Annotated in this window: 14 protein-coding genes and 4 pseudogenes; 16 read left to right on the top strand and 2 right to left on the bottom strand. The window is 61.2% G+C overall.

Annotation, left to right across the window (positions count from 1 at the left end; translation table 11 throughout):
* The first annotated feature begins 300 nt into the window (after positions 1 to 300).
* Entirely contained in the window at positions 301 to 1,185 is an 885-nt protein-coding gene (locus NKH91_RS29585; protein WP_352885266.1) for a hypothetical protein, read from the top strand.
* A gap of 755 nt (positions 1,186 to 1,940) precedes the next feature.
* Here NKH91_RS29585 and NKH91_RS29580 read toward each other — a convergent pair.
* Positions 1,941 to 2,456 carry a hypothetical protein gene (locus NKH91_RS29580; RefSeq protein ID WP_352592161.1) on the bottom strand — a complete coding sequence of 172 codons (516 nt, stop codon included), beginning with the start codon at positions 2,454 to 2,456 and terminating at the stop codon, positions 1,941 to 1,943.
* 22 nt (positions 2,457 to 2,478) lie between these two features.
* On the opposite strand from NKH91_RS29580, the gene NKH91_RS29575 reads away from it, so the two are divergent.
* The 14 genes and pseudogenes from NKH91_RS29575 to NKH91_RS29510 all read left to right on the top strand — a co-directional run bounded on the left by NKH91_RS29575 (position 2,479) and on the right by NKH91_RS29510 (position 10,887).
* Positions 2,479 to 2,691, top strand: coding sequence for a hypothetical protein (locus NKH91_RS29575; RefSeq protein WP_352592164.1), 213 nt, complete (start codon positions 2,479 to 2,481; stop codon positions 2,689 to 2,691).
* 131 nt (positions 2,692 to 2,822) lie between these two features.
* On the top strand, positions 2,823 to 3,005 hold the full coding sequence (locus NKH91_RS29570) for a DUF3606 domain-containing protein (RefSeq protein WP_031195005.1): 183 nt from the start codon (positions 2,823 to 2,825) through the stop codon (positions 3,003 to 3,005).
* 123 nt (positions 3,006 to 3,128) lie between these two features.
* Positions 3,129 to 3,905, top strand: a complete 777-nt coding sequence (gene xth, locus NKH91_RS29565) for an exodeoxyribonuclease III (RefSeq protein WP_352592167.1) — start codon at positions 3,129 to 3,131, stop codon at positions 3,903 to 3,905.
* Between the two features lie 16 nt (positions 3,906 to 3,921).
* A complete protein-coding gene (locus NKH91_RS29560) occupies positions 3,922 to 4,152 on the top strand; it encodes a hypothetical protein (protein WP_023722182.1) in 231 nt (76 codons plus the stop codon).
* Positions 4,149 to 4,460: a hypothetical protein gene (locus tag NKH91_RS29555; RefSeq protein ID WP_352592171.1), complete on the top strand. Its 312-nt coding sequence runs from the start codon at positions 4,149 to 4,151 to the stop codon at positions 4,458 to 4,460. Before NKH91_RS29560 ends, NKH91_RS29555 begins: the two co-directional genes overlap by 4 nt.
* On the top strand, positions 4,457 to 5,080 hold the full coding sequence (locus NKH91_RS29550; protein WP_352592174.1) for a cysteine hydrolase family protein: 624 nt from the start codon (positions 4,457 to 4,459) through the stop codon (positions 5,078 to 5,080). The genes NKH91_RS29555 and NKH91_RS29550 overlap by 4 nt, the downstream gene beginning before the upstream one ends.
* A 20-nt stretch (positions 5,081 to 5,100) precedes the next feature.
* Complete coding sequence (nadE, locus tag NKH91_RS29545; RefSeq protein ID WP_352548619.1) at positions 5,101 to 5,949, top strand: NAD(+) synthase; 849 nt, start codon at positions 5,101 to 5,103, stop codon at positions 5,947 to 5,949.
* 271 nt (positions 5,950 to 6,220) lie between these two features.
* A complete protein-coding gene (locus NKH91_RS29540) occupies positions 6,221 to 6,430 on the top strand; it encodes a hypothetical protein (RefSeq protein ID WP_084643038.1) in 210 nt (69 codons plus the stop codon).
* A 950-nt stretch (positions 6,431 to 7,380) separates the two neighbouring features.
* A pseudogene (locus NKH91_RS29535) lies at positions 7,381 to 8,330 on the top strand (IS481 family transposase).
* A 75-nt stretch (positions 8,331 to 8,405) separates the two neighbouring features.
* Positions 8,406 to 8,687, top strand: a complete 282-nt coding sequence (cutA, locus tag NKH91_RS29530) for a divalent-cation tolerance protein CutA (protein WP_023722176.1) — start codon at positions 8,406 to 8,408, stop codon at positions 8,685 to 8,687.
* 4 nt (positions 8,688 to 8,691) lie between these two features.
* Positions 8,692 to 8,956 (top strand): annotated as a pseudogene (locus NKH91_RS29525) (hypothetical protein); the annotation flags it as partial.
* A gap of 443 nt (positions 8,957 to 9,399) precedes the next feature.
* Entirely contained in the window at positions 9,400 to 9,627 is a 228-nt protein-coding gene (locus NKH91_RS29520; RefSeq protein ID WP_023722175.1) for a hypothetical protein, read from the top strand.
* 125 nt (positions 9,628 to 9,752) lie between these two features.
* Positions 9,753 to 9,887, top strand: coding sequence for a YHYH domain-containing protein (locus NKH91_RS29515; RefSeq protein ID WP_156948257.1), 135 nt, complete (start codon positions 9,753 to 9,755; stop codon positions 9,885 to 9,887).
* A 496-nt stretch (positions 9,888 to 10,383) separates the two neighbouring features.
* Positions 10,384 to 10,887 (top strand): cupin domain-containing protein, encoded by a 504-nt coding sequence (locus NKH91_RS29510; RefSeq protein WP_352885267.1) that lies wholly within the window; start codon positions 10,384 to 10,386, stop codon positions 10,885 to 10,887.
* 352 nt (positions 10,888 to 11,239) lie between these two features.
* Here NKH91_RS29510 and NKH91_RS29505 read toward each other — a convergent pair.
* Positions 11,240 to 12,032 (bottom strand): annotated as a pseudogene (locus NKH91_RS29505) (class I SAM-dependent methyltransferase).
* Between the two features lie 63 nt (positions 12,033 to 12,095).
* Here NKH91_RS29505 and NKH91_RS29500 point away from each other — a divergent pair.
* A pseudogene (locus NKH91_RS29500) lies at positions 12,096 to 12,302 on the top strand (hypothetical protein); the annotation flags it as partial.
* Positions 12,303 to 12,501: the final 199 nt, after the last annotated feature.

The raw sequence follows: 12,501 nt of genomic DNA, 5'->3' as shown, positions 1-12,501 counted from the left end.
TTCGGCGTAGGCTTGCCGGCTCTCCGGAAAGGTGACTGCGTCCGCCTAGCCAACGTCTCGGCACCACGGTTGCCACGAACGAGCTTTTATCGGCCGCACGGCCGCAAGCCGCTCTCCCATCTGGTTTAGACATTGGTCATCCTCTCGGCTCTCCCTAACCGCCGAGCGTGGGAAAAGATTCACTTCGCCGGTCTCGAGCATCGGGGATCACTTCAGGCGCCATATTCCGCGGAGTCCGTCAGGCTGGTGAACTTTTAGGGCCGGCGCTGCGTTCCGTGCAGCGAACTCGGTTGATGCACAATGACGGAATCCAACGCTCGTCCCGCGCCGCAGAAAAAGGATGCACGTGGTGCCGAGGCCCGCTTTTCGTTCGATCGAATGGCGATCGAGCGGTTTCAGCAAACCTTTCCGCGTGCCAGATGGAGCGACGAGCGCAGCAGCTGGTTCGTACCCAGCAAGACGGCGGCCCGGCGGATCGACCGCTGGCTGGCGCAAGAGGCAGCGCTACGGGCGCCCCATGACGATAGCAAGGGACGCGATGCCTTCGCCTTCGACCCAATATCGAGCCAGTATCTGGAGATCGCGGACGACCTCCGCATTCGCACCTCCTATTCGAGGACCGTGCTTGAAGAATTGCGCGCTGTTCCGTGGGCGAGTTGGGACGATGAGTTGCGGGCTTGGAGAGTTCCGTTCCGCTCATATGAAGAGCTACGGCGCCGATGGCCAAGCATCGAAAAAGCTGCGCAGCATGCCGAACCGGAGGAGAGGAAACGGCGACGAGCAGCCGCCAGGAACACCGAAGCATATAAAGCCGCACAAAAGCGGGCTGCTGAACGCCGGCGCCATCGCTATCCGCTGCCAGCTCAAGATCTACCTACTCTGGGCCGCGCTGTCGCAACCGAGCAGTACGGGATTGTCGTCTTCACTGAAATTTCCGGTGAACTGGTTGAGCTATCCGACGTAGCCGCCTTCTACCCCCGCGCAATGCCTGCGAACGGCGACTTCGTTTGGGGCAGGTGGCGTTCGGCTACGCTGGCCGAACTTGTGAGCACATGGCCCGCTCGGCTATCCGCCGGGCCGACCGAACGCTTCAGAGGCTGGTGGAGGCCAACGCTCGCCGAACTTAGAGTTGCCCGTCGAAAAGCCCGCGGCAGTGAGCGTAGTAGGCGAAGTCGCGAGCGGTAGATGCGGCGCTCACATCCGGCGTTAAGGCGGCCGCAACACACGGATTCTTCGGTCGGGCGGAGCTTGGGCAGGTCTACTGCTGACTGATGGCGACCGCCTTGGGTCCAGCCTGTGTGGAAACGCATTGATTTGGTAAAGTGATTCCCCGATCAGAGAGGGGAGTCGGGTATCGCTTGGAAGTTACCGCAAGAATTGTCATATCGCTCCTTAGCAGCGTGGAGAAAATGTTCGTCGCTGGATACCGCCCTTACAAGGCGGAAAGGGCACCGCGGCGGAAATGACAAACCCGCCGAGCGCGAGGCGCGGCGGGCGGTCACGCGTCGCGCCAGGCTGGGCGGGGGCTTGGGGTACGCCTGGTGCAGCCCTGTTCCATGCCGGCGAAGCCGACTGACAGCGCGCGTGGTCAGGTGCCGGCCGCTGAAGGCGGCTCGAGCGTCGACGATGCGGAGACCCACACCCGTCCTTGAGGCCATGCAGCGTGCCAGTCTTAGCGACCCCCGGCCGGGCGTGCCGATCGGCGAGCTGATCGCCCGCCTGCCAGCCCGTCTCCGCGCCATGACACCTCCGAAAACAGGATCCTAACCGTCCTACAATATCCTCGGGGGTGTGGGGGCAGACAGCCAGGCAGACAGCCCCCACGGGGTAGCTCACCGCCCCAGCCGGCGCAGGAGCCGCCAGCTGAAGTAGAGCAGGGCCCACAGCACGGCCGAGGCCAGCCAGCTAACTGGTGAGCGTGACGGTCAGGCCGGCGAGCGTCAGCGCCGAGGCGCCGAGCACGGCGAGGAGGCCCCGGAACCCCTGCCGAACCGCGCCGACAGGCGCGTGAACCGGCCCATGTCCGCCGCGGATGTCCACAGCTTCAGAACATCCGCCGTGGCGCGGTAGCCTTGCGCCTTGGCGACGATGCCGAGGAGGTCGGCGGCGGCTGTGCGCAGGGTGGCCAACGGGGCAGGGCGCAGCACGCCCGTAAGCGTGGCGCAGGCGGCGGCGAGATCGCCGGCCCTGGCGAGAGTCACCGTGGCGCGCAGCGCCTCGCCATCGACGGCGTCGCCGGCGAGCCGCACCAATTCGCCGCGCAGCGGCTTCGACAGCCGGCCGCCCTTGCTGGCGGCCTTGAGAACCGTGGCCCCGACGCGTGCCGGCGTGGTGGCGCCGAGGATGGTCACCGTGACGACCGCGATGGTGAGCCCGACGGCGGCGAGGCCGAGGATGACCGGGTCATAGGCGGCGCCGTCGAGATAGGCGCAGCCTTCGTGGATCAGGTCGCGCACGTCGCCGATGCCGGATGCATCGGTGACCAGGGCGCCAGCCAGGCCAGCGGGGATTGTCGCGTCGCCGGTGGCGGCGCCGCGCCAGGTATCCCTGGCGACCCGGCCGAGGTCGGTGGCCTGCGCCGCACGACGCGGTCGCTCAGGCTGGCGGGCAGGGGGTGTGCAGCTGGTCGGCCAAGTCGTGCAGGCTGGCGGCGAGCTCGGGGGCGTCGTCGGTGAGCGCCTGGTCGACTGAGGGCCTCGAATACATGGGCTGATTCAACAAACCCGGCCTGGATTCGGTTCCATGGCCCGCGCGTCGAAGGATTGAACCGGAAGAGTCCGGCTGCGTTGTTGGGACTGGAACGGCAATCCTCGGAGGAAGAAATGGCAAGCACTGGAACAACACGTGGACGCAATCAGGACCGTGCCAGGGTCGCTGGTGGGCAGGATCATGAAATGAAGTACGAGGCGGGCAAAACCGGCGCCAGCAAAGCTGACGTCAAATCGGCGGTGAAGTCGCTCGGCAACAGTCGCAAGAAGGTCGAAGACGAGCTGGGCAAGAAGTGAACCTCGGCCGCACAGGATGCCGGCGAAGTTGGCGATACCAAGAGCTGGGGGTTCAGCGCAACGGGATAGGCCACGCCCCCCTGCGCGCCGGTCGCCGCCAGTATCTCATGAGGGGGCATGCACATGACCCGCATCGCCACCTTCAATGTGAACGGCGTCAACGGCCGGCTGCCTGTGCTCCTGAAGTGGTTGGGCGAAACCGACTACGACATCATTTGCCTGCAGGAATTGAAGACGTCGGACGACAAGTTCCCTGTCGATGCGATCAGAGAGGCGGGTTACGGCGCCATCTGGCACGGCCAGAAATCCTATAACGGTGTGGCAATCCTCGCTCGCCGAATCGAGCCGGTGGAACGTCGACGCGGCCTACCGGGCGATCCAGACGATACCCACAGCCGCTATATCGAGGCCGAGGTAGATGGGATAGTCGTAGGCTGCCTCTACCTGCCCAATGGCAATCCAGCGCCTGGCCCAAAGTTCGACTACAAGCTGCGCTGGTTCGATCGTCTCATCAGCTACGGCCAGCATTTGCTCGACGACGGGGCACCAAGCGTTCTCTGCGGCGACTATAATGTCGTTCCAACCCCAATCGACGCCGTGGTGCCGAGGCGATGGCTGGGCGATGCGGTCTATTTCCCGGAGAGCCGGCAGGCCTATGCCAAAATGCTCAGAGGTGGCTGGATCGATGCCGTCCGGCGCATCCATCCGGAGAAGGGCATCTACACCTATTGGAATTTCTCCTACCGGGGCGGCTTCGATCGGAGTTCCGGCCTGCGCATGGACCATCTCCTGGTGAGCCCCTCTCTTTCCGACCGGCTGCGTAATGCCGGCGTGGATGTCGAGCTTCGCGGGTGGGAGAAGCCAAGCGACCATGCGCCGGCCTGGATCGAGCTCAATTGAACCACGAGGAACACGGATGGTCGAACCGGATTATCCCGAAATGAACGAGTCAATCGACAATATCTCTCTCTACGCGGCCGGCGGCTACAGCTTTGCGGTTGAGACGCCCCAAGAAGGCCGGACGCAGAACGCCCACGATGCTGAGACCAGGATGTTGCGAGCCAAGAAACTGCTCACTTTGGGTTTCGCGTTGCCTTTTTCGTTCGGCTTCTCGGTTCGACGCAAGCTGACGAAGGTGATCCAATGAAAAATGTCGCTGCTTACGGATCCCAATCTTCCGATGGGCTCACTGCTGCGGTGCCGCGTCCTCGGAGGAATCGCGGCGGATGTGTCGAGCGGGGAACCGCCAAACGCAACAACCGCCTGGCGGCACCGCTCCTGCTGCACCAGGAGCATCCACCATATGAGTTCGCCTACATGCCACTGAACAAGCTCAAGAATATCGAGGACTACTTCGTCGGCTGCCAAGTCGCCGAAGGCAAGGAAGCGAAGATCGTGGGTCATCAGGACAAGTCCGAGGCGCAGAGCATTGTCAGGGAGGCGGTCGGGCCTTGACGAAATTGGACCGAGCCCTGCGGTTTGGACCGCTTCGTGAGCGCTGGGTTCACCTCTGCGTCGACATGCAACGGATGTTTGCCGAGGCGACTGAATGGCACACGCCGTGGATGGAGCGTGTATTGCCCAATGTCGTCGCCCTCGTCGAACTTGATCCGGCGCGGACGATCTTCACCCGGTTTATTCCCCCTCAATCTCCCGACGACGCAGTCGGCGCCTGGCGGCGGTACTATCACAAGTGGGGGACGATGACCCGCGATCGGCTCGATCCTCAGCTGATTGATCTTGTTCCGGAACTGGCGCGGTTCGTGCCGCCCGCTTTGCTGGAGGACAAACCCGTCATGTCCGCTTGGCACGGGTCACTGCATGCTCGCCTGCGGTCTGCGGGCATTGATTCACTCATCGTGTCAGGCGCGGAGACGGAGGTTTGCGTGCTCGCCACTGTGATGGGGGCGATCGATCTCGGCTACCGGGTGGTCATCGTGGCTGATGCGGTATGTTCCGGAGCTGACTCGACCCACGATGCCATGCTCGCGATCTATGAGAGCCGCTACGGCATGCAGGTCGAGACGGTGACCACCGCCGACCTCCTGGCCGCGCGGCTGGACGGAATGTTGTGACATCAGGAGCACCACTGCGCATGACGGAACAGGAAATGATCATCGACGGGTTGGGCGTCACTCCGAGTTTCGATGTCGCGCTGGAAGCGCGCCGGCGCGTGGACTTTCTCGTCACCTATCTTCGTGCATCGGGCCTCAGTGCGTATGTGCTGGGGATCAGCGGCGGAGTGGATTCACTCGCCGCGGCCCTTCTGGCTCAACGGGCCGTCGAGGAACTGCGAAAGGCGGGATACGAGGCAAGATTCGTGGCGGTTCGTCTCCCGTACGGCACTCAGGCGGACGAGAAGGACGCCCAGCGAGCTTTGGACACCATAGGAGCGGATGAAGTGCACCGGGTCGACATCAAGCCGGCTGCCGACGCGATGCTGGATTCGATCAAGCTGGCCAGTGTCGAGCTCGGCGATGCCGGCCGCGAGGATTTCTTGCTTGGCAACATTAAGGCGCGTCAGCGCATGATCGCCCAGTTCGCGCTCGCCGGCGCCACCCGAGGGCTGGTCATCGGCACCGACCATGCGGCTGAGGCATTGATGGGCTTCTTCACCAAGTTCGGCGATGGTGCCGCCGACATTCTTCCGCTTTCCGGGTTGAACAAGCGCAGGGTTCGCGCTTTGGCAGCGCATCTGGGCGCTCCGTGTGAACTTGTTGACAAGATCCCGACCGCCGATCTGGAGAACCTCGTTCCGCTTCGGCCGGACGAAGATGCATATGGTGTCTCGTACGATCAGATCGACGACTTCCTCGAAGGCCGAGAGATCGACGAAGCGGCGCGCACGCGCATACTTCATGTGCATTCCAGCACAGCGCATAAGCGAGCGCTTCCGGTCACAGCCATTGCCATGACTAATTCGCCATTGCCGCATCGCCAATAACTGCCTCACGATACACGGCCGACGTGCTCGCCGCAGCCACCGCGAAGCCGAGCCAGAGCCATTCCACGCGAGAATGGTAGGGCCTGCGCGAGGCTCAAGACGTCCCCCTTCGCCCGCGCCCAAACTGCCCGACGGCTAGCCGGCATCATCGAAAACAATGAGATGTAGGCGCGACTGCAGAGTGCATTATTTAATCGATTGACTCGCGGAATGCACCGGCAGTTAATTTCCCCGGTAGGGCAAAAGAGGGGCCACGAACTGGGAGCAAACGATGACTGTGCAAAAAGAAGAGGACTATCGAACCAACAGAGCCGACTATGCCATTGCTGCGACGCATAGCCGAGCGACCGCTGAAGGCGATCGCCACGATTTACTGGCAAGAAGAAAGTCGCTGTGGGTAAAAGATCGGCGATCTGCAAAATTGGCTGCAAACCCGTCGGAAAGCTCGCCAGAGCCGAAGGCCAAACCGCGCGGTTATTGAATCAACGCCAGTCACTTCGTCCTGCTATCGTCAAGCGCGCCCCTGCGGTGGAAATCGGCGGATCGGGTCTCATTACGATCGTGCTGCGCGAGTGGCTGGAAACTAACGCCTAGCTGCCAAGGCGGGAGATCGACGAAAACGGATGGGGACGCGTAGACGCGTCTTCCGCGATCGCGGAATTACCTGAAACGCCAAGCTCGCTACTATTCACGTGGCGGACCCCAACCCGCCAGGCCGGCGCCGCCAAGCGTTCTTACCCCACGCCCCCAGAGGCGCCGGCCGCCTTCAGAAGGAAGGCAGCCGAGTTTGCGGGTTTCTGACACTGCATCGCCGGTCATGTCAGCAGCGTGTACTCTCATTCAGAAGAGGAAGCTTACGGCAAGTGCCACCACTCTCCGCGATTGGCTCACAGCATCCTGACACTTGCGGGTTCGGTCAGATCAGGCATGGCGCTTGAAGGGTCCGGCAACCTGTTGGCGTCTGGTCCAATCAACCAATGCGAGCCATAAGGCCGTTGGCGACCGCGACCTATAGCGTGCTCACTGGCGATGTGTTCTGTGGATGGCTCCCGTTGAAAGAGGCAATTCGTTGTTCTGGCGCATTGGTTGGGTGCCTGTTCATGCAGCCATTTGAAGCTGCTGGCCCTGATGGGGTCGGCGACGCTGCTGCTAGCCGCAACGTGCACACCGCGATCCATGACGCGCTTCGCCTATGCGCGATACTTTGTAGCGAAGCACAGGTTTGTCGAAAGGAGCGAAGTCCTTTTGCCATTTCAAGAAGCGGGAATTGCCGGAAATGCGAGTGGGCGTATAGCTACGATGCTGACCATGCCTCACCCCCTTGAAAGCCCGGGAGAGGGCCGGCAGCGGGTGGTCGCCTTTAAGGTGGCCTAAGTGTTTGATCCCGAGCTTTGATGGTGCATTCTTTTCTTCCGAATCGAAGGAGGCACTATGGGCCAGGTTCTTCACGGCAGCGCCACGACGACAGAGGCAGTCCGTCGAGCAATCAAAATAGTCAAGAGAGCCTGAGAGCGCTGGCGAAGCGCTACGGGATCAACCAGAAGACGGTCATCAAGTGGAAGGGGCGGACGTCGGTCGCCGATGTGCCGACGGGGCCGAGGAACCCCTCCTCGACGGTGCTTACGATCGAGGAAGAGGCAATGATCGTCGCCTTCCGGCGGCACACCTTGCTGCCGCTCGATGATTGCCTCTACGCACTGCAGCCAACGATTCCGACCCTGACGCGTTCATCCCTGCATCGCTGCCTGCAGCGACATGGGATCAGTCGCCTGCCGGAAGTCGAAGGCGACAAGCCGGCCAAGATCAAGTTCAAGACCTATCCGATCGGCTATTTCCACGTCGACATCGCCGAGGTGCAGACGGCCGAAGGCAAGCTGTACCTCTTCGTGGCCATCGATCGGACCAGCAAGTTCGCCTATGTCGAGCTGCACAAGCGGGCCACAAAAATGATCGCGGCCGAGTTCCTGCGCCATCTCACCCCGGCGGTTCCCTACAAAATCCACACGATCCTCACCGACAACGGTATCCAGTTCAAAAACCGCGAGCAGGACCGCACCGCCATGGAGCACATCTTCGGGCGCACCTGCCGGGACAGCGGCATCGAGCATCGCACGACCAAGGTGAAGCATCCCTGGACCAACGGACAGGTCGAAAGGATGAACCGAACCATCAAGGAAGCCACCGTCAGACGCTTCCACTAGGACAGTCACCAGCAGCTCGAAGCCCATCTCGCAGACTTCGTCAGCGCCTACAACTTCGGACGCAGGCTAAAGACCCTGAAGGGACTCACACCATACGAATTCATCTGCAAAATCTGGACAAAAGAGCCAAAACGATTCAGGCTCGATCCTCTCCATCAAATGCCGGGACTAAACCCTTAGGTCACCGGCGGGCGGAGCTTGCGTTTTTCTTTCGGAAGGGAAAGTCTCGCGCGAAATGAAGGCGGGAGATTTGGGATGCGCAGTCGGGTGATATTCTCTTTGGCAATTCTGGTTCTGTCCGCAGTTCCGGCAGGAAGCAGCCTCTTTGACAAGAGCACATGCATGCAAGGTGCGAGCAGAATCGCGCGCGATTTAGCTGACCATTTCAATGGCGTCAGCGAGCGCTTGGCCGCCTGTGTCAACTACATTAACGACAGAGAGGTCGAGAACCATAATAGTCAGCAGGAATTGCTCCGCGAGTTGGCGCAGCAGATTGCAGCGTTGGAGATTAGAGTCAGCGAACTTGAACAGCGCTAGTCGAATGCCCCGCCAATCTATCGCTGAAGAGCTTGAAAGCGCCGCCGACCGCATCGCGGACATCTCACGCGCGGATCTGCAGGTCATCCTGCGCCGCGCCGCATTAATGCTTAGAAACGTCTCCGGCGCCCGCAACGGAGGACGCTCTCAACTCCATCGCGGCTGAAATGAAAATTAGTAGATCCGACCGCATTCAGATCGTGCTGGAAACCAACGCCTATCTGCCGGTCCGGGCGATCGATGAGGAAAGCGAGACGGACGGCAGTGCGCAGGCTGGTACGGGACCTCTATGCAGAAGACCCGCCGCTACATTTGCGAAGCGACGGGCCTCCGCCCCATTCCCCCATACTGACCTTGCAAGTGCGGTGCCAGACGCATTGACCCATTCCGGGGCACCTTATGGCTATACACAGCGGAATTTCCACCACGTACTTCGTTCGCATGTTTCGATTCCATTAGCTTGAGCGCATGTATTCGCCAGCCAGGCGAGCACCCCCGAAGGCTCGCTGGTCAGGCCCAGCGGCCTCCAGCTGCCAGTCCCCCCGCAACCAAGCCGCTGGGCCGTCCCCGTTAGGGCGAAGCGCTAAGACCTTGCTTGCACCGCTCAAATGAATGGCAATTTTCCGTCTGAATGCGTTTACGGTCCATTGTCTGCGACCAGCATGGGTGTCGCGTGGGAGGCACAGTAACTCCCCTTTTTAAAGGCGTCGAGATGCTACGAGCACCGCAAAGCCAGTTCCTGAGACCTGAAGATCGGGCGATCTGCCAGCGGGTGGTCGACCAAATAACCGCCGACGCTAAATGGTACAGCACCTCGATAGACGGTCAGATTCTGGCCTCGACGACGCTGACTCTCTTTCAATCCGGGGTCGTCAATGAAACGAATTTGCTGGCACATGTTCGCGCGCGCCGCCACGACTTCACTAAGCTGACCGGCTAGCTCTTCACCTTCGGCGTGATCTCTTCGATCTTGGCGCCGGCCCCCGATCTAGCGCGCCTCCGGCAAGTTGCTTGGACCTCTCCTGCAAAGATACTTTGGTGCAGATTAATTGAGGGAGGGCTAAAATGAAATGTGCAATTCTGGCCGTATTGGCGGCTTTGACCTTGGCTTTTGCGACCAGCGCCTATGCACACAGCGGCGGCACCGACAGCAATGGTTGTCACAAGAACCACAAGACAGGCGACTACCACTGCCACTGACTATGCGGCCCTCTGAATGACCCGCCTATCTGTTGCGGAAGAGCTTTGAAAGCGCCGCCGACAGCATTCACTTCCCTCCTCGTCATGACGAACAGTGTTCGTTCGAATGATGCTATTCCGTTGCCTTGAGCGCAAGTTTTTGGTCAGCCAGCACAGCGCCTCCTCTTAAGCTTGCTGGTGGTCAAGGCCCGCGATGAAACGGCCAATCAAATACGACCCCAAGCGCCACGTGCGCTACGATCCGGACCTGCTGCCCCGCACGGGGCACAGGTACAAGCCAGCCAAACCGGCCCACGATGCCGTATGGTGGCCCAATGTCATCTCGGCAATTGCTATTGCCGGTTTCTTCCTCACGTTCATCTGGAGCTAAGACAATGCTACCTTTTGTGCAGGCAGATGGCTCTCAGGCAGGCCGTGCTCAGCCTTTTGTGCAAGAAGTTCGTACCGCGGGTGCTCATTCCGTAGTTCCTTCGTCCCTGAAATCCTGCAACGACGCGTGCCGCAAGTCGTCCTCGCCGCGCAGATGCTTCACACGGCCAATGACTGGCGGCTGGAGAGTTTCCCGACGCTTGCGCAGGCCCAGGGCGCTGCAAGCCCGACCTCGCTTGCGGCGGAGGTCGCAGGCAAGGTCTGGCTGTTCACGCTCGGACCGAAGGATGGCTCCACGCCCGACGGACCCAAGGTCGTCGAGATCGGGCCCCTTCCTCCGATCAGCGCGAGCGAGCATTTGCTGCGCGTCAACCGCGCCGGTGGAGCGCCCGGCGCCAAGTCGCAAATCCATACACATCCGGGACCGGAGGCCTTCTACGTGCTGGCCGGCAAGCTCGGCCAGAGAACGCCCTACGGCGTGACCTATGCCGAAGCCGGCACAACCATGACCGGACACGGGGCCGACACGCCGATAGAAGTGTTCAGCGCCGGCACAACCGATCTCGATGAGCTGGCCATCTTCGTGCTAGACGCCGACCGGCCGTTCTCGTCGCCGGCCAAGTTCGACTGAGGCGAAATTTCGCGGGGTGGCGCGAATGTTCGTTCGTTGAGCAGGTTCAGCGCCCGCTTTACGTCAAGATGCAGTTGGCCGATGGCATCGTAATGCTCACGAAACGGCTTGAGGCCAACTTCGCGTCCCGCAGTTCACGCTTCAGTAGCGAAGCCTGCTTTCACCACACGCTAGCAAAGCGCGAGGCAACCAAGAAGCCCGCGCCTCTGGCGGAGAGCGCGGGCCCGATCGGGTTGCGGCCCGATCTGCAGCGGGCAGTGGAGGGAGCGTGCCTAATGGTCACAGGCAATTATTAGAAATCCCTAAAGTTCCACCCTGACTAGAGCGACCGACGCCGGCAGCGCCGAGGAGTTTACTTTGGCTTTGTCGCGCAGATCGCGAAGCGGTGCTGGGTGGCGCGTTCGAGCGCCTTGGGCCAACTCATCTGTTGAGCTTGGGCGTGATGGATCGCAACCAGTTTCCAGACGACGACGGGCTGATCGAACCCGGCTTCGGCCAGCAGGCGCCCTATCTCTTCCGCCCGTGCGCCGCCCGAGAAATAGACACCGGCAAGAATGCTCTGGTGGCGTCTGGCCATGGAGGCGAGGTCATTGTCCACGACCCGCGACTTGCCGGTTGTGAGCTTCTCCCAAAGTTCCCGCAAACTCGTCGCCCAGTTGCGGCTGACAAAATCGCCGTCGATGACCAGCAGCTTGCCGCCGGGCTTCAGCAGCGAGAACCATTCGGCAAACGCGGCCTTTGGCTCCACCAGCGTCCAGACTAGGTGACGAGTGGCGATGACATCGTAGCTCGCCTTGTCCTCGAGCGTCCGCTCGGCGTCCCCTATGATGAAGCGTATACCGGCGCCGCGGTTTTGTGCCTTGGCGCGTGCCTTGGCGAGCATGGCTTCTGAGCAGGTCGAGGCCCGCCACCACAAACCCCAGATCGTGAATCAGATGCGAAATCACGCCCGTCCCACAGGCGAGATCCAACGCCACCCGTCCGACGCAGGGTCCGAGGTGTTTGCTTATGAGCGCATCCCATGCGGCGCGCTCCTGCTCGGAAAAAATCTCGTGACCGACCTGCAGGTCGAAGGTCTCGGCGCGATCGGACCAATGGTCCCGAATTTCGTCGCGCAGCGAATAGTTTGCGTGAGCCGTCATCACCCGAAATGCTCTCCCCCAAAGCGGTACATTGGAATTGCTCTGAAAGATAATTCTTGATTACACCTCCGGTTCGCCGACAAATGCATCGTTATCGCCGAGGGCCGGATGTTCGCCTGCGGCACGCCGGAAGATGTCGTCACGCCGGCGCTCTTGCGTGATGTGTACCGCGTCGAGGCGCGGATCGAGCGCTGCTCGCGGGGCATCGGTCATGTAATGGTGGATGGCGTCGCGGACGAAACGGCAGCAGCTTGGCGGTTCCAACTTCTCTGACGGGGATTGTTAGGGCCTCGCCAGTGGGAAACGCAGGGCGCGCGGGGGGCCTCGCGCGAGCCAGTTATCCGATCACCCGCCCAGATTTTTGTCTCAAACATTCTGGCCCCCTTAAGGAACAAATCCGCTCGCGGTGCAGTTCGGTCCTTTTAAGCATGCAGGCCCGAACATGGCTGAAATCGATAAAGCCAAACAGAAG

This window comes from Mesorhizobium sp. M0894 (assembly GCF_040319725.1).
Classification (GTDB): Bacteria; Pseudomonadota; Alphaproteobacteria; order Rhizobiales; family Rhizobiaceae; genus Mesorhizobium.
This window is presented reverse-complemented; position numbering and strand designations above follow the sequence as displayed.

Coding starts and splice junctions, on each gene's coding strand:
- NKH91_RS29520 (WP_023722175.1), top strand. CDS start 9,400: ATGCTACGAGCACCGCAAAGCCAGTTCCTGAGACCTGAAGATCGGGCG.
- xth (WP_352592167.1), top strand. CDS start 3,129: ATGACCCGCATCGCCACCTTCAATGTGAACGGCGTCAACGGCCGGCTG.
- NKH91_RS29560 (WP_023722182.1), top strand. CDS start 3,922: ATGGTCGAACCGGATTATCCCGAAATGAACGAGTCAATCGACAATATC.
- NKH91_RS29555 (WP_352592171.1), top strand. CDS start 4,149: ATGAAAAATGTCGCTGCTTACGGATCCCAATCTTCCGATGGGCTCACT.
- NKH91_RS29540 (WP_084643038.1), top strand. CDS start 6,221: ATGACTGTGCAAAAAGAAGAGGACTATCGAACCAACAGAGCCGACTAT.
- cutA (WP_023722176.1), top strand. CDS start 8,406: ATGCGCAGTCGGGTGATATTCTCTTTGGCAATTCTGGTTCTGTCCGCA.
- NKH91_RS29585 (WP_352885266.1), top strand. CDS start 301: ATGACGGAATCCAACGCTCGTCCCGCGCCGCAGAAAAAGGATGCACGT.
- nadE (WP_352548619.1), top strand. CDS start 5,101: ATGACGGAACAGGAAATGATCATCGACGGGTTGGGCGTCACTCCGAGT.
- NKH91_RS29570 (WP_031195005.1), top strand. CDS start 2,823: ATGGCAAGCACTGGAACAACACGTGGACGCAATCAGGACCGTGCCAGG.
- NKH91_RS29515 (WP_156948257.1), top strand. CDS start 9,753: ATGAAATGTGCAATTCTGGCCGTATTGGCGGCTTTGACCTTGGCTTTT.